This window comes from Erwinia aphidicola (assembly GCF_014773485.1).
Taxonomy (GTDB): Bacteria; Pseudomonadota; Gammaproteobacteria; order Enterobacterales; family Enterobacteriaceae; genus Erwinia; species Erwinia aphidicola.
In genome coordinates this window covers 324,528-347,082 of the sequence record NZ_JACXBP010000001.1, presented here as the reverse complement: position 1 = coordinate 347,082, position 22,555 = coordinate 324,528, and the positions used below count along the sequence as shown (strand labels likewise).

Here is a 22,555-nt window from a genome sequence, read left to right as displayed (position 1 = left end):
TCACACGATTCCTCTGTAGTTCAGTCGGTAGAACGGCGGACTGTTAATCCGTATGTCACTGGTTCGAGTCCAGTCAGAGGAGCCATATTTAGAGAAGCCCGCTCGGGGAAACCCGAGCGGGCTTTTTGCGTTTAGTGGTCAGATTAAAGCACCACTTAGCTTTCCAGGGCAGCGATGATAGCGGCTTCTATTTTCTCCGGCGTAGCGATCGGAGCAAAACGCTTAAGCGGTTTGCCGTCCCGTCCAATCAGGAACTTAGTGAAGTTCCATTTGATGCGCCCGCCCAGTACGCCGGGCAATTCATCCTTCAGGTATCGAAACAGCGGATGGGCGGCAGCGCCGTTGACCACCACTTTCTCGAACATCGGGAAGCTCACACCGTAGTTGATATGGCAGGTCTGCATAATGTCGTCTGTACCGCCGGGTTCCTGCTTACCAAACTGGTTACAGGGGAAACCGAGCACCACCAGTCCCTGGGTGGCATATTTCCTGTAAAGCGCTTCCAGGCCTGCGTATTGGGGCGTAAATCCACAATGGCTGGCGGTGTTTACCACCAGAATCAGCTTGCCAGCGTAGTCGGCCATCGAGATGAGCTGGCCGCTCAGGCTGATGGCACTATGTTGATAAAAGGTGGTCATCCTGGGGATCTCATCGCGTTGTTAATCTCAGCAACCAGCTGCATCGTTGCCTCCTCTAGCGTTCCTTCATTGCGGCATAAAATCCAGCCGCGATCGGCAATTTCCCGCTCGAACGCCTCGGTACAGGAGACATGCTCTGCCAGCTTAGACATCACCGTACTGCCTAACCCACGCGCCCGGGCCGCGGCTCTCGCCCATGAAATGTCTGGCGCGGTAACAACGCCGACATGCAGGTCTGGCGCGCGTACGTTTCGCTCAAGATTAAGCTTCAGAATGTCGTCGAATGGCATCATGCGGCGAAAAGCGGCATCAGAGGGGTACCAGCGATCCATCAGGATAATGCAGTCCGCTGGCTGTTTCGTCAGTACATGCCGGGAAATCCATGCCCGGCTATCCGCCAGTCGCTGACAAACTTCCCGTTCCAAATCCAGGCTGGGATGTCTGGCCAGCTGGTTGACCAGAGCCATGGTTTCCCCTCTGCAGGGATCGCTTTTTTTCTCGCACAGCCGGATCACCTTCTTGTTGTCCGCCCTGAGTACGGTGGTCATGGCTTCCAACAAGGTGGTTTTACCCGCGCCCTTTGGGCCATCCAGAGAGACAAACAGCTGACGGCTCATCGCTGAAATAACGGTTGGCATACTGTTTTGGTAAAACTCCACTCTGACAAAAGCATTTTTACTTCCCTGGTATTAACGGCTAACCACCCTGTGCGGTGTAGTTTAAGGGATCCGTCTGTAAAATCACACCAGGTCTGTTTTTAAGCAGATAAGCGCTGAGAGGCAGCTTTGAGCCAGGAGCGGACATTGCTAACAGCCTTCTGAGTGAATTATCAGGGAGCAGGTCAGTCCATCAATTAGTCAGTATGGACTCAACCCCACGAATCAGGCCGGGGAAATAAGACTGGTCTATCACTATGCCCCCCTTAAGCGTCCACCCTTCATCTTCTTGAGGGCTGGCAGTAAAGTTGAAGCCGATAATATCACCGCCTTCCACCTCACGGACTTCAAACGCAAATACCGGCACTCTTGGCGTAAATAATTCAGGAGCCGCTTCTATGTTGTTCGAAATTTTGTCATAGAACCGCGAAAGCATGTCCCGAAGCCTTTCCAAATCAAAAAGAGTCAGCTCACACTCACATTGCAGCTTTATGGAAGGTTCCTCAATCTCCAGCCAGCACACAATCAGATCTTGTCGGCGGTCTTCCAGAACTTCGATTCGCTCGACAAAGGCGAAGCGGAATAAGACACTTTCGTTTTTGATTTCAAACATTATCGAACCGCCTCTATGTGATAGTGCATTACTGTCCAGTCCTTCTCTCTGATGATAACCTGCAAGGTGTACTTCTTAGGTCTATAAACGATCGCATTCCCTTCAACTCTTTTAGTGAGGCGGGTCATGCCTATGATGTATTCGAACTGGCCGGGTATCTTTTGTGGGTCCGGGCCTCGCTTTCCGAACCTTACCGCTTTTTCAAGGATATGAACGGGGATATACCTTCCGGGATCAGCCATATGCCTAGCAGTGGCCTGAGTGAACAGCAAGTTCCTTACTGACAGACCAGCCTTGAAGCGTCCCTTCAAGATATTGAGTGCCCCGCCGCTTAATGCAGCCTTGACTCTGTTGCTGATGCCCGACTCAAACAATCCCACACCCGTGCGCAGCAGACGAAATGCACCAAACATGAATAAGGCAATATCAGTAGGGTCAATTAGCGGCGTCTCTAAGGGGACTTCTTCGAGTATCGCAAATCGGTCCATCAGCGTCATATATCTGCCACAGGCCAGGTGCCTGAGCTACAGAGTAGCCAATGCATACGCCAGTTTGTTCGTCGATTATGGGCTGAGCGTTATGAGGAGGGCGATAGGTGGGAGTAATTGCGAAATACTCGCCTGGCGGTAGAGGTGTTCTGAAATTGTATTGATGCCCTGGTTCATTCCGATCCGTTTGGTTTAAAACTGCCATTACAAGATTCTATGTAGTGATATCCTCAGGGAATTAAATACCACATGTCCTGCAATGGCAAACAAAGCATTATTTTTTCTTACGGTTCACAGCATGTAGATGATCTCGGCGATCGCCAGCTCAAGAAGTGCTGCCAGCATGGCCATGGTGATTATCTTTGTCTCGCCGCGCTTCCAGACGTCAAACTTCAGCACTAACAAAAGCCAAGCTATCACAATGGCCATCAGCACTACCTGACCTAACATCATACCGCTCATTACTGTGCTCCTTTCCCTGGTGAGAACACGTAAACCGGTAAGGCGTAGTCCAGCTGGTTACACAGATACAGATAGCCGGTTCGCAGTTCTTCGTAGCACGGCGCCATTATACTGATTTCAGCACCGGGTAAGTGTGATGAAACAGATCGGCCTTATTACGCACTATGAAGTGGTTTACTGAATTTGGCCGCCTGAATCGAGAGACAACATGTCCGCTCCTGGCACAGGCTGTGTGAAAACTCAGTTTTTGCAGTTTCTGAGTACTATCCTCAGTCTCAGTCAGGGATGTATTGACTGTATCCGCTGTGATTTGTATGCACAGGCAGAACGAGGCTTTTGTGGCTAGATATGGAGTGCTAATCGCTTGTTATTAGGGGGGTAAAGCGGTTACTCCCGCTAGTTGCATTGTTCTCACAGCTTAATGGCCAATCCTTCGGTACCCCAGATGGACATCGTCCTTTTCAGGTTATAAGCCAGCACATGCAGACTGATTTCTGTGCTGACGTTTTTAAACCGTTGCGTCAGGAAGTAACCATCCTCAACCACCGTAAATCTATTCTGAAGCTCGCTACCCATCGGACAAATACAAATATCTTTTTCCTGGTCATATTTGAACAATGAACGATTGAAAGACCTTTGCGGTCAGCGCCAGAGGTATCGCCTTTTGGTACCAAGGCTATGGCACCTAAGGCCTGCGTTGCTTTAATATCACCCCGGCTGTAGTAACCTTTATCAGCCAGTACGGTAATATCCGCTTTGCCAACAGCATCTTGCGCTAATTTTGTCACCGCTGTTAGCTGCCCACGGTCTGGTGTATTCGTTACTTCATGCGCAACAATCAGGTGATATTTAGCATCAACGGCAGCCTGAACGTATAGCTAACCTGGCGGTTAACATTGTTTATCTTCATTAGTCGGGAATCAGGATCTGTCAGTGACAGTTGCTTATCAGGGTGCTGCGCAACGGCCTGCTGGATTTGCTTGAGTTCTTTCAAACGCTTTTGCAGCCATGCCAGTTTTGCAGCGGTTAAACCTGCATTTTTTAGGGCTCCACAGCCTTGTCAGCTTCATCGAGCTTATTCAAGTAAAGAGCGATACTTTGCTCAACCCTTTCGATGTGACCTTTTGTTTTCTGGGGCGTGAAGTAGTTCGATTTGCTGTTTACCGCCTTGAACTTACTACCGTCAATGGCAACCACCACATCGGTGAACATCTGCATCTGCCGACGCAGATCAATGAAAGCCCGGCAAGCATTTTTGATGCCATTACCATTGTTTTATCTGAAGTCAGCAATGGTTTTAAAATCAGGTGTTAATCGCTCAAGTAACCACATCAATTCAACGTTACTATGGGCTTCTTTTTCTAACCTGCGGGATGACTGAATGCGGTTCAAGTATCCATAAATGTACAGCTTCAGCATGGTTGCGGGGGGGGGGGGTATCCTGGCCGCCCGGTTTGTTTTGCATTAACGCGCTCGAAGCCAAGTGTATCAAGCTGTAATCCCTCAACAAAGACATCAATAACCCTGACAGGGATGTCTTCTGTGACAAAATCATCCAGCACTTCAGGCAGCAACGTCACCTGATGTCTGCCTTGACCTTTAATGTGGTGAGTCATATCTACACCCGCAATATTTAATCGTATGCTTTTAATTTTATTAAATAAAGTAGGTTGCCGCATGGGTTTATCAAGAATGGTTGATCATATAAAGTCACTACTTAGACCAAAAAGTGATCAGCAGTTTTCACACAGCCTGGGCACGAAGCGGACAGCTAAGTTGAACACCGCCTGCAATCAACAACGGCAGATATCCTGCTGCACTTAGAATCTTTGATTGCACGTGAGCATCATTTGATTTAGATTTTACTAAATTTAGAAAAAACTAAAATAAGAATGAAAGAAACGAGTCTACTTCACATACAAGAGGGTGCCTTGCGGGCAACCACGCTGCTTAAGTCGATGAGTAACAGCAGTCGTCTGTTAATCCTCTGTATTCTCATTGATAAACCCGGCACCTCTTCGGGTGAACTGGGGCAACTGACCGGCTTAACACCTTCTGCAACCTCTCAACACCTTGCGAAAATGAAAGACGAGGGTTTGATTGAGTCAAAAAGGGTCGCGCAAAAAGTCAACTATTTCATCAAAAACGATGCGGTGAAAAAAGTTATCTCCACCTTAAAAGACATTTACTGTCCTGAGGATTGTTAACATGACACCAGAATCAGTTTCACCGCAAGAAGCCCAAAAGCTTATTGAAGCAGGCGCTGTGCTCATTGATATCCGGGAACGCGCTGAATACTTGCGTGAGCATATACCCCATGCGAACTCGCTTCCGCTCACTGAGATTACGGCAGGTAAAACGGTGGAAAATGCGGCGCGACAGCCTGTCATTTTCCACTGCCAGGCAGGAATGCGCACGGTTCAAAATGCTAACGCGCTGACCCATACCGCAAGCCCTGCGCCGGTTTTACTGATGTCAGGTGGCATTAACGCGTGGAAGCGCGTCGGCCTTCCGACAATCGAAGACAAAAAGCAACCACTGCCTGTGATGAGGCAAGTCCAGATTGCTGCGGGCACGCTTGTTCTTACCGGTGTTATTTTGGGATACGCCGTTGACAGCAGGCTGTTTCTTTTATCAGGCTTTGTCGGTGCAGGACTACTTTTTGCAGGCTTAACGGGGTTTTGTGGAATGGCGAACATTTTGTTAAAAATGCCATGGAACAGGAATTCCTGAGAGGGCTTCTGAGGCTGTGGCTGGAGGACCGAGTATAACCCGCGCACTTTGCGGCATTAATTTTGCAAAAGTCACTTCCTGTTTCTGGTTCTGCACCATTGTGGGATATATTGGCAGCACTATCGTAAATGAACATTAGATGCAGGTAACCTCAGCAATGGCTCTGATCCCCAAAAACTATGCGCGGCTGGAACCCGGCTATCGTGAAAAAGCCCTGAAAATCTATCCCTGGGTTTGTGGACGCTGCGCGCGCGAGTTTGTGTATTCAAATCTGCGTGAGTTAACGGTTCACCATATCGACCACGATCATACCAATAATCCGGAAGACGGCAGTAACTGGGAGTTGCTGTGCCTCTATTGCCACGACCACGAACATGAGAAATATACGGAAGCCGACCAGTACGGCACCCGCGTGGTCGCCGGGGAAGATGCGCAGAATGATGTAGGCGCAGCCACCTATAATCCGTTTGCCGATTTAAAGTCGCGGCTGGATAAGAAGAAGTAATCGCTGCGATACCCGCTTCTGGCGCAGATCCTGTGCCAGATGTTATCATAATAACAATAAATTCATACAGTTACCTCATGCCCCACCTGCCCTTGGTGCGATCATGAAGATGGCTCATGCAGCAATGAAATTAAATCACTTTTCCTCAATCAGTGACTCTGGCATAAAGTACCTACTGCTATTTTATTTAGACCATCTGAATAATAAAACCAGAAAAGAAAATTTGAAAGCACTGAATAAATAATTCAGGTTTTATATCAGAAATCAGGATACTTCATCGCCATGAATAATAAATTAAAATTTACGCTTAAAAGCCTCACTTTCGATGAGAATTATAACCCCTCTGAGAATACTCGTATTACCACCAACTTCGCTAATTTAGCGCGCGGTGAGATGCGTCAGGAAAACTTGCGTAATGCCCTGACGATGATTGACGATCGTTTTAATAGCCTGGCGCGCGAGGATAATCCCAACGGCGATCGTTACGCCGTGGAGCTTGAGATCGTCTCTGTTGAGATGGATGTGGAAGGCAAAGGCGTTCCCTTCCCGGTGATTGAAATATTGAAAACCCATATCGTCGATCGTAAAAACAATCAGCGCATTGAGGGGATTGTCGGCAATAATTTCTCTTCTTACGTGCGTGATTATGACTTCAGCGTGGTGCTGTTAGAGCATAACAAAAACCGGTCCAGCTTCAGCACGCCGGATAATTTTGGTGCGCTGCACGGGAATCTGTTTAAATCTTTCGTTAACTCAAGCACCTACAAAGAAAACTTCAAGAAGCAGCCGGTTATCTGCCTGAGCGTGTCCAGCAAAAATACCTATCACCGCACCGACTATCAGCATCCGGTACTGGGCGTGGAATATCGGCAGAATGCGCTGTCCATGACCGATCACTATTTCAAGAAAATGGGTTTAGAGGCGCGCTACTTTATGCCGCCAAATGCGGTCGCGCCTCTGGCCTTCTATTTCTCCGGTGACTTAATTAACGACTATACGGATCTTGAGCTGATCAGCACCATCAGTACGATGGAAACGTTCCAGAGAATTTACCGTCCTGAAATTTACAACGCGAATTCAGTCGCGGGACAAGAGTATCAGCCAAGCCTGAACAGTCAGGATTATGCATTAACTAAAATTGTTTACGATCGCGAAGAACGCAGCCAGCTGGCCGTTGAGCAGGGCAAATTGACTGAAGAGAAATTCATCAAGCCTTACCAGAATGTTCTTAAGCAATGGTCTGCAGATACCGTTCTTTGATTCAGAAATTACAAGGTCACCTATTATGAAAAAGTTATTACCCACTTCATCTGCTGGCAGCTTGCCTAAACCCTCCTGGCTGGCACAGCCTGAAGTTTTATGGTCGCCGTGGAAATTGCAGGATCAGGAACTGATTGACGGCAAGAAAGACGCTCTGCGTCTCTGCCTGGAAGACCAGCAGCAGGCGGGCATTGATATTGTCAGCGATGGCGAACAGACCCGCCAACATTTCGTCACCACCTTTATTGAGCATCTCGAAGGCGTGGATTTCGCGCAGCGTGAAATCGTTAAGATTCGCGATCGTTACGACGCCAGCGTGCCGACCGTCGTGGGTCCGGTAAGCCGCAAAAAGTCGGTCTTTGTCGAGGACGCTAAGTTCCTGCGTCAGCAGACTGACAAGCCAATTAAGTGGGCCCTGCCGGGTCCGATGACGATGATCGATACCCTGTATGATAATCACTATAAAAGCCGTGAAAAACTGGCGTGGGAATTCGCTAAGATCCTGAATGAAGAAGCGAAAGAGCTGGAAGCGGTGGGTGTGGATATTATCCAGTTCGATGAGCCAGCGTTTAACGTCTTCTTTGATGAGGTGAATGACTGGGGTATCGCCACTCTGGAAAGGGCCATCGAAGGGCTGAAGTGCGAAACGGCTGTGCATATTTGCTACGGCTATGGCATCAAAGCGAATACCGACTGGAAAAAGACGCTGGGCTCCGAGTGGCGCCAGTACGAAGAGATTTTCCCGAAGCTGCAAAAATCGAATATCGACATTATCTCACTCGAATGTCAGAACTCGCATGTTCCTATGGAGCTGCTGGAGCTGATCCGCGGTAAGAAAGTGATGGTCGGTGCCATTGATGTGGCAACCAATAACATTGAAACCCCTGAAGAGGTCGCCGCGACGCTGCGCAAAGCGCTGCAGTTTGTTGACGCTGACAAGCTTTACCCTTGCACCAACTGCGGCATGATTCCGCTGCCGCGTGGCGTGGCAAGAGGCAAGCTCGATGCCTTGAGCGCGGGTGCCGAGATCATCCGTAAAGAGCTACTGGCTAAATAACGCTGCCGTATGTCATAACCGACAATTGTGCAGGCACCGCTTGCACAATTTCAGCCTCCGCCTGAGCCCGCCTGTTTCTCCCAGGCGGGCTTTTTTAACGCTTACTCCCGCCAGCCCAGCCCTGGAGCAACGTGCTTCAGTATCGCCTCGATGGTGTGCGCGCAGTAATCCACGCCCAGCTGATTCGGAACGGTCAGCAGCAGCGTGTCGGCTTCGGCGATGGCTTCATCTTCTGCCAGCTGTTTGATTAGCACATCCGGCTCGGCGGCGTAGCTGCGGCCAAAGATGGCGCGGGTTTTCTCGTCGAGGTAGCCGACCTGATCCGCTTCCTTACCGCTATTGCCGAAGTACATGCGGTCCTGCTGGTTTACCAGCGCAAAAATACTGCGGCTAACGGAAACCCGCGGCGTACGGGTATGCCCAGCCGCTTTCCAGGCTTCACGGTAGGCGCGGATCTGCTTCGCCTGTTGAATATGGAACGGCTCACCGGTTTCATCATCCTTCAGCGTTGAGCTTTGCAGATTCATTCCCAGCTTCGCTGCCCACACCGCTGTGGCATTGGAGCCTGCGCCCCACCAGATGCGCTCGCGCAGCCCCTCCGAGTAAGGCTCCACGCGCAGCATGCCGGGGGGATTAGGGAACATCGGCTGCGGGTTCGGTTTAGCGAAGCCTTCGCCGCGCAGCACGTCAAGCAGCACCTCGGTGTGATGGCGCGCCATATCCGACTCGTTCTCACCTTCGGCGGGCTGATAGCCAAAGTAGCGCCAGCCGTCGATAACCTGCTCCGGCGAACCGCGGCTGATGCCAAGCTGCAGGCGCCCGCCGGAGATCAGATCGGCGGAACCGGCATCTTCAGCCATGTACAGCGGGTTCTCATAGCGCATATCGATGACGCCAGTGCCGATCTCAATACGGCGGGTTTTCGCGCCAACGGCGGCCAGCAGCGGGAACGGAGAGCTGAGCTGGCGGGCGAAGTGATGCACGCGAAAGTAAGCGCCGTCTGCGCCAAGCTCTTCGGCAGCTACCGCCAGATCGATGGATTGTAACAGCGCGTCGGCAGCAGAACGCGTGCCGGACTGCGGCGAAGGTGTCCAGTGACCAAACGACAGAAATCCAATACTTTTCATAGGGTTTTCCTGAGTGGAAATTGCGTGGGGATAATACTATTCCTAACTCGCCGTGCCTGACTAAGCAAGGATTGTAATCAAAAATGAAATATCGTATAACAGGCTGCTCCGAGGGGTGTCCTGTAATGGGCTGAGATGGCGTAAGCCGAACCCTTTGAACCTGATCTGGGTCATGCCAGCGAAGGGACGGGTTGGCATCGATCATATGCCTGTTCATACCTCTGCGTGCCCGGATCTCCACTGAATTTATGGAGGTCCCGTGTCTCATCCCGTTTCCCACATCGATTTCAGCCAGGGTTTGTACGGCCGTTTACGCCAGCAGGCGGGCCTTGAATGGCAGCACTACGTCGGGCACCCTTTTTTGCAGCAGCTGGCCGACGGTACCCTGCCAGACAGTGCGTTTCGCCGCTACCTGACCCAGGACTATCTGTTCCTGATCCACTTCGCCCGCGCCTATGCCCTGCTGGTCTCCAAGCTGCGTACCCTGCCGGAAATGCGCGCCGCCACCGCCTCACTCAACGCCATCGTCAATGAACTGCCGCTGCACGTTGGCTACTGCGCAAGCTGGGGGCTGAGTGAAGCACAGATGGCAGCCGAGCCGGAAGCGGCGGAGACCATGAACTACACTCGCTACGTGCTGGATATCGGCCACTCCGGCGATGCGCTGGAGCTGCTGGCCGCTCTGCTACCGTGCGTGGCGGGCTATGCCGAAATCGGCCTGCGCCTGCTCAACGACCCGCAAACCCGGCTCGACGGCAGCCCGTATGCCTCGTGGATCCGTAACTACGGCGATGCCGATTATCTTCGCGGCGTGCAGGCGGCGATTGGGCTGCTGGAAACGGTGGGTCAGCAGCGCGCAGCGGAGAGCCGCATCGCCAGCCTCAGCGAGATCTTCACCACCGCCACCCGGCTGGAAGCGGCCTTCTGGCAGATGGGGCTAAATGCGGTGCCCGCACCATGATGCCCCCTGGTATTGCCGTGCGCGACCTCAGCCTGAGTTTTGGCGGGCGCACTATCTTTCAACACCTCAATTTTGACATCAAAGGCGGCAGCTTTGCGGCGCTGCTGGGCGCCAGCGGCTGTGGCAAAACCAGCCTGCTGAAGATCATCGCCGGTCTGGCTACCGCCGATGCGGGCCAGGTGTGCGGCAGCGATGGCCTGCCGCTGGCGGGGCGCATTGCGTATATGGGTCAGAAGGATCTGCTGCTTCCGTGGCTGTCGGTGATAGACAACATCACGCTCGGCGCGCGCCTGCGCGGCGAAAAAGCCGACCTGCCCTGGGCGCAGCATCTGCTGGAGCGGGTCGGGCTGGCTGAGCAGGCAACCGAGCGTCCGGCAGCGCTCTCCGGCGGCATGCGCCAGCGCGCGGCGATTGCCCGCACGCTGTACGAGCGGCGCCCGGTAGTGCTGATGGATGAACCGTTTTCAGCGCTGGACACCCTGACGCGTGCCAGGATCCAGACGCTGGCCGCCGACCTGCTCAGCGACCATACCGTGCTGCTGATCACTCACGATCCGATGGAAGCCTGTCGCCTCAGTCACCAGCTGCTGGTCCTCTCCGGCTTCCCGGCGGGAATTGATGACGGCCACGCTATCGGCGGGCAGCCACCGCGCGCGCCGGACGATCCCGATCTGCTGAAAAGCCAGGGTGAGCTGCTGCAACAGCTGCTGAGGGCGGCGGTATGAGGGCGCGCAGCGCAGGAAAACGCGCCCGCAGCCTGCGCGGGCTGACGATCTTCGCCGGGCTGATGCTGCTGTGGTGGCTGGCGACGCTGACGGACATCCCTGCCTTTCTGCTGCCGTCGCCGGTTGCGGTGGCAAGCGCGCTGTGGAACGACCGGGCGTTTCTGGCCTGGCACAGCCTGATCACCGCGTCGGAGGTGCTCAGCGGGCTGGCTATCGGCGTACTACTCGGTTCACTGCTGGCGCTGGCGATGACCTTCTCGCCGCGTTTACAGCGCTGGATGATGCCGCTGGTGCTGACCAGCCAGGCAATCCCGGTCTTTGCGCTTGCTCCGCTGCTGGTGCTGTGGTTCGGCTTCGGCATCAGCGCCAAGGTGGCGATGGCGGTACTGGTGATCTTCTTCCCGGTCACCTCTGCATTTTATGACGGGCTGCGGCGCGTTAACCGTGACTGGCTCGACCTGGCCCGCACCATGGGCGCTTCACGCTGGGCGCAGCTGCGCCACATCCGCCTGATGGCCGCGCTGCCCGCGTTCGCTTCCGGCCTGCGCATGGCCGCGGCGGTAGCCCCTATCGGTGCCATTATCGGTGAGTGGGTCGGTTCCGCCGAAGGACTGGGCTACGTGATGCTGAATGCCAATGCCCGCATGCAGACCGCTCAGTGCTTTGCCGCGCTGTTTATCCTGGTCCTGATGACGGTTCTGCTGTGGCTGGCGGTCGATGCGCTGCTGCAGCGCCTGATTAACTGGGCACCTGAAAACCACTAACACATTATAAAAGGTCATAACCATGTTCAAAAAAACCCTCTGCGCACTGCTGCTGGGCGCCGCGTGCAGTGCCCAGGCTACTGAAAAGCTGACGCTGATCCTCGACTGGTACATTAACCCCGATCACGCGCCGATTATGGTGGCCGAACAGATTGGCGCATTTAAAGCGGAGGGGCTGGACGTGAAGATCGTCCCGCCTTCGGATCCGTCACTGCCGCCGCGCCTGGTGGCGGCTAAACAGGCCGATCTCGCCATCACCTATCAGCCGCAATTACACTTCTTTGCCGATGAAGGCCTGCCGCTGGTGCGCGTCGGCACGCTGATCGACTCACCGCTGAACACGGTGATGACGCTGGATAAAAGCATCACCTCGCCCGCCGGGCTGAAAGGCAAGAAGATCGGCTACTCGGTCAGCGGCATAGAGCAGGCAACGCTCGGTACTATGCTGAAGCATGAAAACGTTAATCCGCAGGACATTAAGCTGATTAATGTCAACTTCCAGCTGACCAGCGCGCTGCTGGCAGGCCAGGTGGATGCGGTGATTGGCGGCTACCGCAATATTGAAGCGCAGGAACTGAGGCTACAGGGGAAAAATCCGCTGGTGTTTAACGTTGAGGATTATGGCGTTCCGGCCTATGACGAGCTGGTGATTGTTGCCAATCGCGACGCGGTGAATGCGCCGAAGGTGAAGAAATTCCTCGCCGCGCTGCAGAAAGGCACCGACTACCTGCTGGCGCATCCGGAAGAGAGCTGGCAGGCGTTTGCCAAAGCGCATCCCGAACTGAACACCGAGCTGAACCACGTTGCATGGCAGAAAACGCTGCCGCTGTTTGCCAAAAATCCGGCGCAGCTCGACGACCAGCGCTATCAGGCCTACGAGCAGTTCCTGTTTGATAACCAGCTAATCAAGAAGATCACCCCGGTGGAAAAGTACGCGGTCGAGGTGCATTAATTCCTCCCGCGCTGGCGCAAACGGTCAGATAATGATAATTATTATCATCTGTTTTTTTGGCGCGAGGTTTTCATGCACTCTTTGGCACCTGAACGATTAACCACCGACTGCTGCATCGTCGGCGGCGGCCCGGCCGGGTTGATGCTCGGCTATCTGCTGGCGCGTGCCGGTGTGCAGGTGGTAGTGATTGAGAAGCACGCGGATTTTTTGCGTGATTTTCGCGGTGACACTATCCACCCCTCCACGCTGCAAATCATGCACCACCTTGGCCTGCTGGACGAGCTGCTGAGCCTGCCGCACCAGCGCGTTCCGCGCCTGCAGGCGGAGCTGGGCGGCGAAGAGGTCACGCTGGCGAATTTCACCCGCCTGCCGGTGAAGTGCCGTTTTATGGCGTTTATGCCGCAGTGGGACTTTCTGAATTTTCTTGCCGGCAAAGCTTCTGCCCTGCCCGGCTTCCAGCTGCGCCAGTCGACCGCCCTTGAGGAATTAATCACTGAGGACGGCGTCGTGCGCGGCGTCACGGCCAGCGGACCTGACGGCAAGCTGGAAATTCGCGCTCAGCTGGTGGTGGGCTGTGACGGGCGGCACTCTGCGGTGCGGCAGCAGGCTGGCCTGAGCGGACGATCGTTCGGCTCACCGCGCGACGTGCTGTGGTTCCAGCTTGATAAACGTGAGGACGATCCGGAGTGGAATACCGGCCACAAGGGGCCGCGACAGAACTTTATCATGCTCGATCGCGGCAGCTTCTGGCAGTGCGGCTACTCGATTACCAAAGGGCAATTTGCTGCCATCCGGGAGAACGGTCTGGAGCCGTTTAAGCAGCAGATTGCCGACGTCGCGCCCTTCCCCATCACGCGAATGTCCGCTCTGACCGACTGGCAGCAGTTCAGGCTGCTCGACATTCGCATTGACCGGCTGGACAGCTGGGCCAAACCGGGCCTGCTGTGCATCGGCGACGCCGCCCATGCGATGTCGCCAATCGGTGGGGTCGGCGTCAACCTGGCGATTCAGGACGCGGTCGCCAGCGCCAGGCTGCTTACCGCCAGCCTGCTGAAAGGCAGCGTCAGCCTGCGCCAGCTCAATAAGGTGCAAAAACGCCGTCAGTTCCCAACCAGCGCCACGCAGTTTATCCAGATAAAAATGAGCGGCAAGCAGCGCCCGGCGGGGCAAACCAGTCCGCTGCCGCGCATCATTAGACGCTACCCGTTTCTGCCCTACGTGTTTGGCTGGATCATAGGGCTGGGGTTCCGCCGTGAAAAACCGCGCCGCTTCAGGGCTGCCCCATAAAGGTTTCCAGCGGCACGCGGAAGAATCTTGCCAGTGCTTTAATCTGCTCAACGGTGAGAGATCGTTTGCCGTGGATCACCTCTGAAATAACGCTCTGCGTGGCAATCTGGCGCAGGTCAGCCTGGCGGATTTTGCGTGCTTTCATCAGCATTGAGAGCGCTTCGCCGGGCGTAACATTGGGAACCTGCAGCTGCCTCATCTCATACTCGTACACCCGGTCGCTGACCCGTTCGGCGCACTGAGCGGCAAAGTGCTCTACGTCACTGGCGTGCGAGTACAGTTCATCAATCAGCGCCATCCGCCCCTGTAAATCCGCTTGGTTCTCAACCGGCAGCGTGCAGGCGCGTACGAGTACCGACAGCGGCTCCAGCTGTGCGGCAGCGGTTTGCAGCAGCAGCGGCAGGCTAGCGATCAGGCTATCAAGCTGGCTGGCGTTTAACGTCATTGTTCTCATGATTTACCTCTTTGAGCGGGTCTGGTCGCGCGCAGCTGAAGTAAAGACTCGAAGCGTAAGGGAGGGGTGTTGAACACATCCAGCCAGAGCTTCAGACCTGCCTTCCACTGCCCATGCTTTTTCATCGCCTCAACTATGGCTCGTGCCGTGATCACTCTCATTGCTGCCTCCTGATATTATCGCAAATTGCGATATTCACAATCCCTGAAATTTCGTTAAGCACGCGTTGCTAAACCCACGTTCCAGGCCTGATTGCCTGAGATGCGGATAAGGGTAATTGAGCTGGATTTTAAAATCAGATTGTTGGGGCGATTTTGGAAAGCGGCACGCAACTCAGAAACCAATTGTGAAACCCGGTAACAGAATATTGTTGATACCTCGAAACGCCTTGAACTTTGGTTTAAGATGCGCTGAATAAAAATGATAACGATTATCATCTCATTTCATACGGGACCGTATCATCATGAAAATCCGCTCCACGATAGGCGCTGTACCTGCCCTGCTACTCTGCACCCTGCCCTCGCTGGCTTTTGCTACGACTTACCCGCTGACCGTCACCGATATGGACGGGCAGAAAGTGGTGATTAAGCAGGAGCCAAAGCGCGTCATTTTGCAGGATGGCCGTGAGATCCTCAGCCTGGCGCTGCTGGACCGTGATAATCCGTTCCAGCGCGTGGTGGCGTGGAACAACCTGATGAAAAAGCAGGATACCGGCAGCTGGAATATGCTGAAGCAGAAGTGGCCGCAGGCGCAGGAGATCCTCGACATGGGCTTCTCCGACCAGGGCGAAGTGAATCTTGAAACGGTGATCGCTAAGCAGCCGGACCTGATGATTGCCCAGCTGCGCGCCAAACCCGCCCTCAAGCAGACCGGCGTGCTGGCCCAGCTCAGCGCCCTGAACATCCCGGTGCTGTTCGTGGATGATGAACTGCACCCGGTTGAGCACACTGCCGCCAGCGTCACCCTGCTCGGCCAGGTGCTGAACAAGGAAGCCAACGCCAAAGCCTACACCGACTGGTATCAGCACAAGCTGAGCACCATGCAGGCCGCGGTGAAAGATGTCACCCCTAAGCCGACCGTGTTCGTTGAGCCCATCGCTGGCGTGGGCGGCGGCGGCGAGTCCTGCTGCTTTACTCACGGTCACAACGGCTGGGGCGGCCTGATTGAGGCAACCGGCGCGAAAAACATCGGTTCTGAGCTGCTGCCCGGCACCAGCGGCACGGTAGCCGTTGAGAAGGTGATCAGCATGAACCCCGATTACTACGTGATGAGCGGCTCAAAGCGCGGCGGCAAAGGTAACGCGGTGATCCCACTGGGCTACAACACCGACGTCAGCGAGATCAAAGCCAGCTTTGATCACCTGCGCAATCGCACCGGCGTGAAGGATATTCCGGCGGTGAAAGCGGGCAAGGTCGCGGCGGTCTATCACCACTTCTACAACCATCCGTACAATATTATCGGCATGGAAATGCTGGCGAAGGACTTCTATCCGCAGCAGTTTAAGGACGTCAATCCCACGGCGGATTATCACACCATAATCCGCAACTTCACCAAACTGCCGGATGAGCCGATCAATCTCGAATATCACCCTGAGCTGTAAACGGACGGGCCAGGTAAATACCTGGCCCTTTTGATGGTGACCTCCTCTCTACCCCAGCCGTATGCGGCGGTGGCTGATATGCTCAATCAGCGCCTCGTCGTGGCTGACCACCAGCAGCGCGCAGTTCTGTTCCGTTGCGACCTCCACCAGCAGTTCAATGGTCTGCTGCTGGGTGAGCAGATCGAGGCGTGAAGTCGGCTCATCGGCGAACAAAAATACCGGTTCAGGCAGCAGCGCGCGCAGCAGGGCAAAACGCTGCAGCTCCCCGCCTGAGATCTCCCCGGGATAGCGGTGCAGCAGCGCCGGGCGCAGCTTTAGCCGCTGCATCAGCGGCGCAATACGCCCTTCATCCAGCCCGTGGAGTTTCACCACATCCATCAGCGCCTGGCGCAGCGTCACGCGTGGCGCAAAAGCGGATGGCGGATCCTGAAAGATTTTCTGATACTTCACCGCAGCCAGCGTGGCATCGCGCAGCACCTCTCCACTGTCGGCGCTCAGCAGGTCAAGCAGGATATCGCCGAAGCTGCTTTTGCCGCAGCCGCTGGGCCCGGTGATGCCGATAACCTCTCCGGCGTGGATGCACAGCGACAGGCCGCTGAACAGCTGACGCCCGGCGCGGCTTTTGCTGAGATTACGCGCCTCCAGCACCACTTTGCCCAGATGTTCAGCGCTCTGGCGTGGCGCCCAGCGTGACGGGTCCGCCGCCAGCAGTGCCTGCGTATAAGGGTGCTGTGGCGCGCTCAGCACCTGCTGTGCGCTGCCGCGCTCGACGATCTCGCCTTTAAGCATCACCGCCACGTCGCCACCGATTTGCCGCGCCAGTTCGATATCGTGCGTCACCGTCAACAGGGCGCCGCCCGCGTTAACCTCCGCCAGCAGCAGCGCAATCACCTCATCGCGCCGCGCCACGTCGAGCCCTTTGGTCGGCTCATCGGCGACGATAATCTTTGCGCCCCCGGCACGGGCAGCGGCAAAGGCCACCCGCTGGGCCATCCCGCCGGACAGCGCCTGCGGCAGGCGGTCGGCCGCATGCGCCACACCCAGCGCCGCCAAATCCGCCTGTGCCGCCTGGCGCGCCCGTGTTTTGCTCATGGCGCGCACCAGGCGATAGCTCTCCGCCACCTGCTCACCGGCGCGCATTGTCGGGTCGAGCGCCAGCCACGGCTCCTGCGGCAGAATGCCGAGCGTATGCCCCCACAGCGCGCGCGCCGGGCGGCTGGCGAGCGGCAGCTGCTGACCCTCAAAATGCAGCGTTCCGCTGGCGGTTAACTCGCGCGGCAGCAGGCCGGTCACCGCCTGCGCCAGCAGGCTCTTGCCCGACCCGGTCTCCCCCAGCAGCGTGAACGGCCGCCCGGCGGCCAGGCTGAACGAGACAGGCAGCACGGCGAGATCGCCGCCGCTGACCGCGGCCTGTTTTACTTCCATCAGCATCATGCTTTCTCCTTCCCTGCCAGCAGCAGCAGGCTTAACACCAGCAGGAACACCACCATTACCGGCTGCAGCAGCGCATAGGGGGCTTCCTGGTAATATGGCAACAGTTCGGTCATCATCAGCCCGAGTTCAGGCGTGGGAGGACGCACGCCGACGCTGACAAAACCCAGCGCGGCAATAGCCATCACCGCGCTGGCCGCGCCAAAAGCGGCGACGGTCAGCACCACCGGGGCCATCTCCGGCCACAGGTGACGACGGAAAATCAGCCAGGGACCAAAACCCAGCAGGCGGGAGGCCTGCACCGCCGGAGAGCTCAGCAGCGGGCGAGCAATGGCGCGGCTGATGCGGAAATACTCCACCCACAGCAGCAGCGAAATGCCGACGTACAGCATCACCGCGGAGTCCGGCACCACGGCCGTCAGCAGCAGCACCAGCAGCAGCCCCGGCAGCGCCAGAAAGGCATCGGCCAGCAGCGACACGCTGCGCTCGACGATGCCGCCGCGCCAGGCGGCCAGCACTCCCAGCAGCACGCCGGGGAGCATCGCACTCAGCACGCTCACCAGCGCCAGCCCGAGCGACAGGCGGATCGCCGCCGTCAGGCGGGCAAACAGCGAACGGCCCAGATGGTCATAACCGAGCGGTGCGTCAAAAGTCGGCCACTGCAGGGCCAGCGTCAGCTTCTGGCGTAGCGGGTCCTGCGGCCAGAGCAGCGGCAGCACAAAGGCGAAAATAAGCAGCAGTGCCAGCAGTCCGGCCCCGGTGCGCTGTGCGCCCGAAGTGCGGCGTAACAGCTTCATCATGCGGTTTTCCTCCGTGGGTCGAGCCACCAGCACAGCGCGTCGCTGGCCGCGTTAAGCAGGACAAACAGCAGCCCCATCACCAGCGCGCTGCCCTGGATCATTGGCACATCGCGGGCAAAAATGGCATGCACCAGCGCATGCCCTATTCCCGGCCAGGCAAACAGGGTTTCCACCACAATCACGCCCTCAATCAGATAGATAAACTGCACGCTGAGATAAGTCACCAGCGGCACGCTGACGTTACGCAGGCCGTGACGCCAGAACAGCGTGCCCTCTTTCAACCCTTTGGTGCGGCCAAAGCTGTACCAGGCCGAGCCAGCGACCTGACGCATGGCGTTGCGCGCCACGCGGCTCGACACCGCCGCCAGCCCAAGCGCCAGCGTTAAAGCGGGCAGCAGCACATGCTGCACGTCACCGTATCCGGCAGCGGGCAGCAGCCCGAGCGTCAGGGCAAAAATCAGCACCAGAATCAGCCCCAGCACGAAGTGCGGCAGCGCGCGCAGGACGGTGGAGAGCGCCAGCAGCAGACGATCCAGCCTGCCCCCCGGATTGAGTGCGGCAAAGATACCAAGCGGCGGCCCGAGCAGCAGCGACATCACCAGCGCCACGGCCGCTAGCAGCAGGGTCTGTCCCAGCTGATGACCAATCTCGGCCATCACCGGCTCGCCGGAGACCAGCGAATTACCGGGATTAAAATGCAGCAGCTGGATAAACCAGTCAGCCAGTGCCTGCCAGGCAGGGCGATCCAGCCCCAGCTCCTGCTGCACCGCGCGGGCAGCGGCGGCATCAACGCGGTCGTAGCCGTAGCGCCCTGCGGCGATGCGGTAAGCCATATCACCCGGCAGCGAGCGCATCAGCACAAACGTCAGGCCGCCCACCAGCAGGGCAACAAAGCCGGCCTGTAACAGGCGATAGCCCAGCATACGCATCATTCAGCCCACCTCATTTTCTCCAGCCCGAAGCTGCGCTCGAACGGATCCAACGCCGCGCCGCTCAGGCGGGTGGAGACCGCGGCGGTCTGCTGATACCACGCCACCGGAATGGTCGGCAGCTCGCTGTGCAGAATGCGCGTCAGCTGCTGGCGTTCGGCCGCAGCCTGTGCCGGGTCACGGCCCTGTACCAGATCGGCCAGCGTCTGATTAAAGGTGGCGTTGCTCCAGTTCATCGCGCCCCAGTCGCCGCCCTGCGGCGGGTAGTCCTGCAGCAGCGTGCCGAGCGGATCGGGGGTCAGCGCAAAGTTACGCGCCACCAGCGCCAGTTCCAGCGAGCCGTCATGGTGCTTCGCCGCGATCTCCCCGGAGTTGGTGGCGTTGATCGCCACCTGTACACCGATTTCTCGCAGCTGCTGCTGAATCGCGGCGGCAATCAGCGGCAGCTCCGGGCGGTCGGGATAGGTAGTGAGCGTCAGCGTGAACGGTTTGCCGTCGCGCTGCAGCACGCCATCGGCTCCCGGCTGCCAGCCCAGCTCGCGCAACAGCGCCTGGGCCCGCGCGGGATCGCTCGCCAGCGGCGTCAGGCTGGCGTTGTGCCACTGCGTGACAGACGGCGGGAACAGCTGCCCGGCGGCGGCCGGGTAGCGCAGGATGGCACGGGCAATCGCGGCACGGTCAATGGCGAGGCTCAGCGCCTGCCGCACGCGCACCTCGCTCAGCAGCGGGTTGCCGGCATTCACCTTCAGCAGCACGCTGCGGGGGATCGACACCGCCAGCAGCTGAATTTTGGCACTGTTTTTCAGGCGGCTGCGGCTGGCCGGATCGAGATTCAGCACCATATCGGCACTGCCGCTCTCCGCCAGCAGCGCGCGCGTTTCTGCCCGCCCCACCGCCATATAGCTGGCTTCCGCAATGGCAGGCTGCGCTCCCCAGTAGCCGCTAAAGCGCGCCACGCTGAGTTTCTGCGGCGCCTGCAGAGAGGTCAGGCGGTACGGCCCGCTGCCAATCACCTGCACCACTTTGTGCTGTGCATCATAGGAAGCCGGCGCGAGGATCTGCGCGCGGTTTTCCGCCAGCATGCTCAGCAGCGGGGTAAATGGCTGGCTCAGGGCAATCACAACCTGCTCGCCCTCGGCGCGGATCGCCGTAATCGGCGCTTTGTCCAGCAGACCCGGCTTGCTGCGCGCCACCTCCAGCGCATTCACCACGCTGGCGGCGGTCAGCGGGCTGCCGTCGTGAAACTTCACCCCCGGCCGTAGGGTAAAGCGCCACAGCAGGCCATCGTCGGCAACCGTCCAGCGGGTTGCCAGGCCGGACAGTGGCTGCCCGGCAGAGTCAGCATTGACCAGGGTTTCAACAATCGACATTTTTAAGAAGATATCGCCGGAGAGCGTCGGGTCAGTGCCTTTGATTTCGAACGGTGCGACCAGCGAGGCCACGCGCTCAGGTGCGGCGATGGCGGCGGCACTCAGCATTAGCGCCAGCAGCGGGGAGAAAACAGAAATGCGCATCAGGTATCAGTCCTTTATCCAGAAAATGGAACAGCGCAGGCTTGCGCCCGCGCTGCGGATGATAGCTGTTACTTTATAACATTACAATTAGCAATCAGCGCTTACATTTCCGCTTATTTAATGCGGATACCGCTTCAGGAGCCGCGCGGGTCGGCGGCCTGACGTACGCTGAACTGCGGTTCGCTTTCCGGCAGCGGCATCGGCGCGACCTTGCTCCTCTCCCCCGCTTGAGGATGATATTTCAGCTGCAGCGCGCGCTGCATCTGATGAAGGATCTCACCGTCCAGCTTGTAGTGACGCAGGTAGATCCACAGGGTGAGAACGAAGAACAGCAGCGGCAGGCCAACCATAATGCCCTGCATGCCCATAATGGTGCTGGCGGACTGCTGCACGCCGGGCACATAGCCCACCAGGCCCAGCATCACGCCAATCAGCAGCCCGGCAAAGGCCGCCCCGGCTTTCACCACCATGGTCTGCACCGAGAAGGCGATACTCTCAATGCGCACGCCGAGCGCGTAATCGCCATAATCCACGGTGTCCGCCACCATGATCACCAGCATCACCCAGAAGAAGCCACTGCCAATATTCACCAGGATCCCCGATAGCGAGATCAGCGTGGCGCTCTGCGGCGCGTACAGCCCGACAAACAGCAGCAGCACGCAGCTGATTACCGGCAGCACTGACGCGCTGATCCAGATAGCCCGCCGTGAGAAGCGTGCCACCAGCTTCGGGAAGCAGAGAATGGTGATCAGGTTAGCTATCCCGGCGTACATCATGTACCACGGGAACAGCTCGGCCTTGCCCACCACATAGGTAAAGTAATAGATGGCAAACGCGGTGATGATGTTGTGCGCGAGATTCCACGCCAGCGCCATCAGCAGCAGGGCAAACAGCGGGCGGTTGCGGAAAATCATGCCAAGCACCGCTTTGATGGTGGTCTGCTCCGGCGCATTTGGCAGCGCCGAGGAGGAGTATTTCTCTTCGATATTGCGCAGCGTAATGATGGCCGAGAGGATAAAGAACACCACGAGGATCAGCGAGAACAGCATAAACCCCTCACCTTTATTGCCGTTCCCCAGATAGTTCACCAGCGGCAGACCAATCACCCCGGTGGTGTACCCGGCGAGGCTGGCAAAAAAGCGCGGCCACGGGATCAGCGCCTCGCGCTCGCGCTTGTCGAGGGTAATGCAGGGCACCAGCGACCAGAACGGTACGTCCATCAGGGTGTAAGTAAAGCCCCACAGCAGATAGGTGGCCCAGATCCAGGCAATCAGCGCCCCGCCCTCAAAATGGTGCGCGCAGAATACCGATACCAGCACCACCGAGTTACTCAGCGTACCAATCAAAATCCACGGTTTGAACTTGCCCCAGCGCGTGCGGGTGCGCTCGACAATCCAGCCCATGACCGGGTCAAAAAAAGCATCGAGGATGCGCGCCACCAGAAACAGCGAAGCCACCATGCTGACCGAGACACCCACCACGTCGGTGTAGTAGTACATCAGGTACATATAGATAATGCCGATGGCAAAGTCTTTTCCGAAGGCACCCAGTCCGTAACTGACTTTGGTTTTAAGCGAAACACTCATCGTTTGCGGCCCG

At 56.8% G+C, this 22,555-nt stretch carries 23 protein-coding genes, 1 tRNA gene, 1 pseudogene and 1 riboswitch; of the genes and pseudogenes, 12 read left to right on the top strand and 13 right to left on the bottom strand.

Annotated features, from left to right (window positions below; translation table 11 throughout):
* Nucleotides 1-9 precede the first annotated feature (9 nt).
* Nucleotides 10-85 (top strand) — tRNA-Asn (locus ID864_RS01640).
* A 70-nt stretch (nucleotides 86-155) separates the two neighbouring features.
* On the opposite strand, the gene ID864_RS01635 is transcribed toward ID864_RS01640, so the two are convergent.
* The 6 genes and pseudogenes from ID864_RS01635 to ID864_RS01610 form a co-directional block, all read right to left on the bottom strand.
* Nucleotides 156-638 carry a glutathione peroxidase gene (locus ID864_RS01635; protein ID WP_191149310.1) on the bottom strand — a complete coding sequence of 161 codons (483 nt, stop codon included), beginning with the start codon at nucleotides 636-638 and terminating at the stop codon, nucleotides 156-158.
* The gene (locus ID864_RS01630) at nucleotides 635-1,255 is read right to left on the bottom strand and encodes a dTMP kinase (protein WP_048915704.1); all 621 of its coding nucleotides are present in this window, start codon (nucleotides 1,253-1,255) and stop codon (nucleotides 635-637) included. The genes ID864_RS01635 and ID864_RS01630 overlap by 4 nt, the downstream gene beginning before the upstream one ends.
* A gap of 232 nt (nucleotides 1,256-1,487) precedes the next feature.
* The gene (locus ID864_RS01625; protein ID WP_191149309.1) at nucleotides 1,488-1,907 is read right to left on the bottom strand and encodes a WapI family immunity protein; all 420 of its coding nucleotides are present in this window, start codon (nucleotides 1,905-1,907) and stop codon (nucleotides 1,488-1,490) included.
* Nucleotides 1,907-2,404 (bottom strand): hypothetical protein, encoded by a 498-nt coding sequence (locus ID864_RS01620; protein WP_224750357.1) that lies wholly within the window; start codon nucleotides 2,402-2,404, stop codon nucleotides 1,907-1,909. Before ID864_RS01620 ends, ID864_RS01625 begins: the two co-directional genes overlap by 1 nt.
* Before the next feature lie 282 nt (nucleotides 2,405-2,686).
* Nucleotides 2,687-2,857, bottom strand: coding sequence for a hypothetical protein (locus tag ID864_RS01615; RefSeq protein WP_180276796.1), 171 nt, complete (start codon nucleotides 2,855-2,857; stop codon nucleotides 2,687-2,689).
* A 411-nt stretch (nucleotides 2,858-3,268) separates the two neighbouring features.
* A pseudogene (locus ID864_RS01610) lies at nucleotides 3,269-4,473 on the bottom strand (IS1182 family transposase).
* A 276-nt stretch (nucleotides 4,474-4,749) separates the two neighbouring features.
* Here ID864_RS01610 and ID864_RS01605 point away from each other — a divergent pair.
* From ID864_RS01605 to ID864_RS01585, 5 genes are all read left to right on the top strand, one after another.
* A complete protein-coding gene (locus ID864_RS01605) occupies nucleotides 4,750-5,064 on the top strand; it encodes an ArsR/SmtB family transcription factor (RefSeq protein WP_062818141.1) in 315 nt (104 codons plus the stop codon).
* A gap of 1 nt (nucleotide 5,065) precedes the next feature.
* Nucleotides 5,066-5,590: a rhodanese family protein gene (locus tag ID864_RS01600; RefSeq protein ID WP_191149308.1), complete on the top strand. Its 525-nt coding sequence runs from the start codon at nucleotides 5,066-5,068 to the stop codon at nucleotides 5,588-5,590.
* A gap of 157 nt (nucleotides 5,591-5,747) precedes the next feature.
* The gene (gene yajD / locus ID864_RS01595) at nucleotides 5,748-6,095 is read left to right on the top strand and encodes an HNH nuclease YajD (protein ID WP_048915689.1); all 348 of its coding nucleotides are present in this window, start codon (nucleotides 5,748-5,750) and stop codon (nucleotides 6,093-6,095) included.
* A 282-nt stretch (nucleotides 6,096-6,377) separates the two neighbouring features.
* Nucleotides 6,378-7,355 carry a DUF1852 domain-containing protein gene (locus ID864_RS01590; RefSeq protein WP_099754764.1) on the top strand — a complete coding sequence of 326 codons (978 nt, stop codon included), beginning with the start codon at nucleotides 6,378-6,380 and terminating at the stop codon, nucleotides 7,353-7,355.
* Between the two features lie 25 nt (nucleotides 7,356-7,380).
* Nucleotides 7,381-8,412: a methionine synthase gene (locus ID864_RS01585; protein ID WP_048915684.1), complete on the top strand. Its 1,032-nt coding sequence runs from the start codon at nucleotides 7,381-7,383 to the stop codon at nucleotides 8,410-8,412.
* Nucleotides 8,413-8,513: 101 nt separating this feature from the next.
* Here the strand turns inward: ID864_RS01585 and ID864_RS01580 are convergent, their stop codons facing one another.
* Entirely contained in the window at nucleotides 8,514-9,539 is a 1,026-nt protein-coding gene (locus tag ID864_RS01580) for an LLM class flavin-dependent oxidoreductase (RefSeq protein ID WP_191149307.1), read from the bottom strand.
* Nucleotides 9,540-9,640: 101 nt separating this feature from the next.
* Nucleotides 9,641-9,743: riboswitch (TPP riboswitch) on the top strand.
* Nucleotides 9,744-9,819: 76 nt separating this feature from the next.
* Between ID864_RS01580 and tenA the strand changes: the two genes are divergently transcribed.
* The 5 genes from tenA (at nucleotide 9,820) to ID864_RS01555 (ending at nucleotide 14,228) form a co-directional block, all read left to right on the top strand.
* Nucleotides 9,820-10,500: a thiaminase II gene (gene tenA, locus ID864_RS01575; protein ID WP_048915688.1), complete on the top strand. Its 681-nt coding sequence runs from the start codon at nucleotides 9,820-9,822 to the stop codon at nucleotides 10,498-10,500.
* Nucleotides 10,497-11,225, top strand: a complete 729-nt coding sequence (locus ID864_RS01570; protein ID WP_191149306.1) for an ABC transporter ATP-binding protein — start codon at nucleotides 10,497-10,499, stop codon at nucleotides 11,223-11,225. Before tenA ends, ID864_RS01570 begins: the two co-directional genes overlap by 4 nt.
* Nucleotides 11,222-11,989: an ABC transporter permease gene (locus ID864_RS01565; RefSeq protein ID WP_191149305.1), complete on the top strand. Its 768-nt coding sequence runs from the start codon at nucleotides 11,222-11,224 to the stop codon at nucleotides 11,987-11,989. The genes ID864_RS01570 and ID864_RS01565 overlap by 4 nt, the downstream gene beginning before the upstream one ends.
* Nucleotides 11,990-12,011: 22 nt before the next feature.
* Entirely contained in the window at nucleotides 12,012-12,941 is a 930-nt protein-coding gene (locus ID864_RS01560) for an ABC transporter substrate-binding protein (RefSeq protein WP_191149304.1), read from the top strand.
* Between the two features lie 72 nt (nucleotides 12,942-13,013).
* Nucleotides 13,014-14,228, top strand: coding sequence for an FAD-dependent oxidoreductase (locus ID864_RS01555; protein WP_191149303.1), 1,215 nt, complete (start codon nucleotides 13,014-13,016; stop codon nucleotides 14,226-14,228).
* Here ID864_RS01555 and ID864_RS01550 read toward each other — a convergent pair.
* Nucleotides 14,212-14,682 carry a helix-turn-helix domain-containing protein gene (locus ID864_RS01550; RefSeq protein ID WP_143355026.1) on the bottom strand — a complete coding sequence of 157 codons (471 nt, stop codon included), beginning with the start codon at nucleotides 14,680-14,682 and terminating at the stop codon, nucleotides 14,212-14,214. The two genes, ID864_RS01555 and ID864_RS01550, sit on opposite strands and share 17 nt — an antisense overlap.
* A 463-nt stretch (nucleotides 14,683-15,145) precedes the next feature.
* On the opposite strand from ID864_RS01550, the gene ID864_RS01545 reads away from it, so the two are divergent.
* Nucleotides 15,146-16,282 carry an ABC transporter substrate-binding protein gene (locus ID864_RS01545; protein WP_191149302.1) on the top strand — a complete coding sequence of 379 codons (1,137 nt, stop codon included), beginning with the start codon at nucleotides 15,146-15,148 and terminating at the stop codon, nucleotides 16,280-16,282.
* Between the two features lie 48 nt (nucleotides 16,283-16,330).
* On the opposite strand, the gene ID864_RS01540 is transcribed toward ID864_RS01545, so the two are convergent.
* The 5 genes from ID864_RS01540 to melB all read right to left on the bottom strand — a co-directional run bounded on the left by ID864_RS01540 (nucleotide 16,331) and on the right by melB (nucleotide 22,542).
* Nucleotides 16,331-17,716, bottom strand: a complete 1,386-nt coding sequence (locus ID864_RS01540) for an ABC transporter ATP-binding protein (protein WP_191149301.1) — start codon at nucleotides 17,714-17,716, stop codon at nucleotides 16,331-16,333.
* Nucleotides 17,713-18,513: an ABC transporter permease gene (locus tag ID864_RS01535; RefSeq protein ID WP_048915675.1), complete on the bottom strand. Its 801-nt coding sequence runs from the start codon at nucleotides 18,511-18,513 to the stop codon at nucleotides 17,713-17,715. The genes ID864_RS01540 and ID864_RS01535 overlap by 4 nt, the downstream gene beginning before the upstream one ends.
* Nucleotides 18,510-19,445, bottom strand: a complete 936-nt coding sequence (locus ID864_RS01530; RefSeq protein WP_048915674.1) for an ABC transporter permease — start codon at nucleotides 19,443-19,445, stop codon at nucleotides 18,510-18,512. The genes ID864_RS01535 and ID864_RS01530 overlap by 4 nt, the downstream gene beginning before the upstream one ends.
* Entirely contained in the window at nucleotides 19,442-20,956 is a 1,515-nt protein-coding gene (locus ID864_RS01525; protein WP_191149300.1) for an ABC transporter substrate-binding protein, read from the bottom strand. Before ID864_RS01525 ends, ID864_RS01530 begins: the two co-directional genes overlap by 4 nt.
* 134 nt (nucleotides 20,957-21,090) lie before the next feature.
* On the bottom strand, nucleotides 21,091-22,542 hold the full coding sequence (gene melB / locus ID864_RS01520) for a melibiose:sodium transporter MelB (protein ID WP_099754756.1): 1,452 nt from the start codon (nucleotides 22,540-22,542) through the stop codon (nucleotides 21,091-21,093).
* Nucleotides 22,543-22,555: the final 13 nt, after the last annotated feature.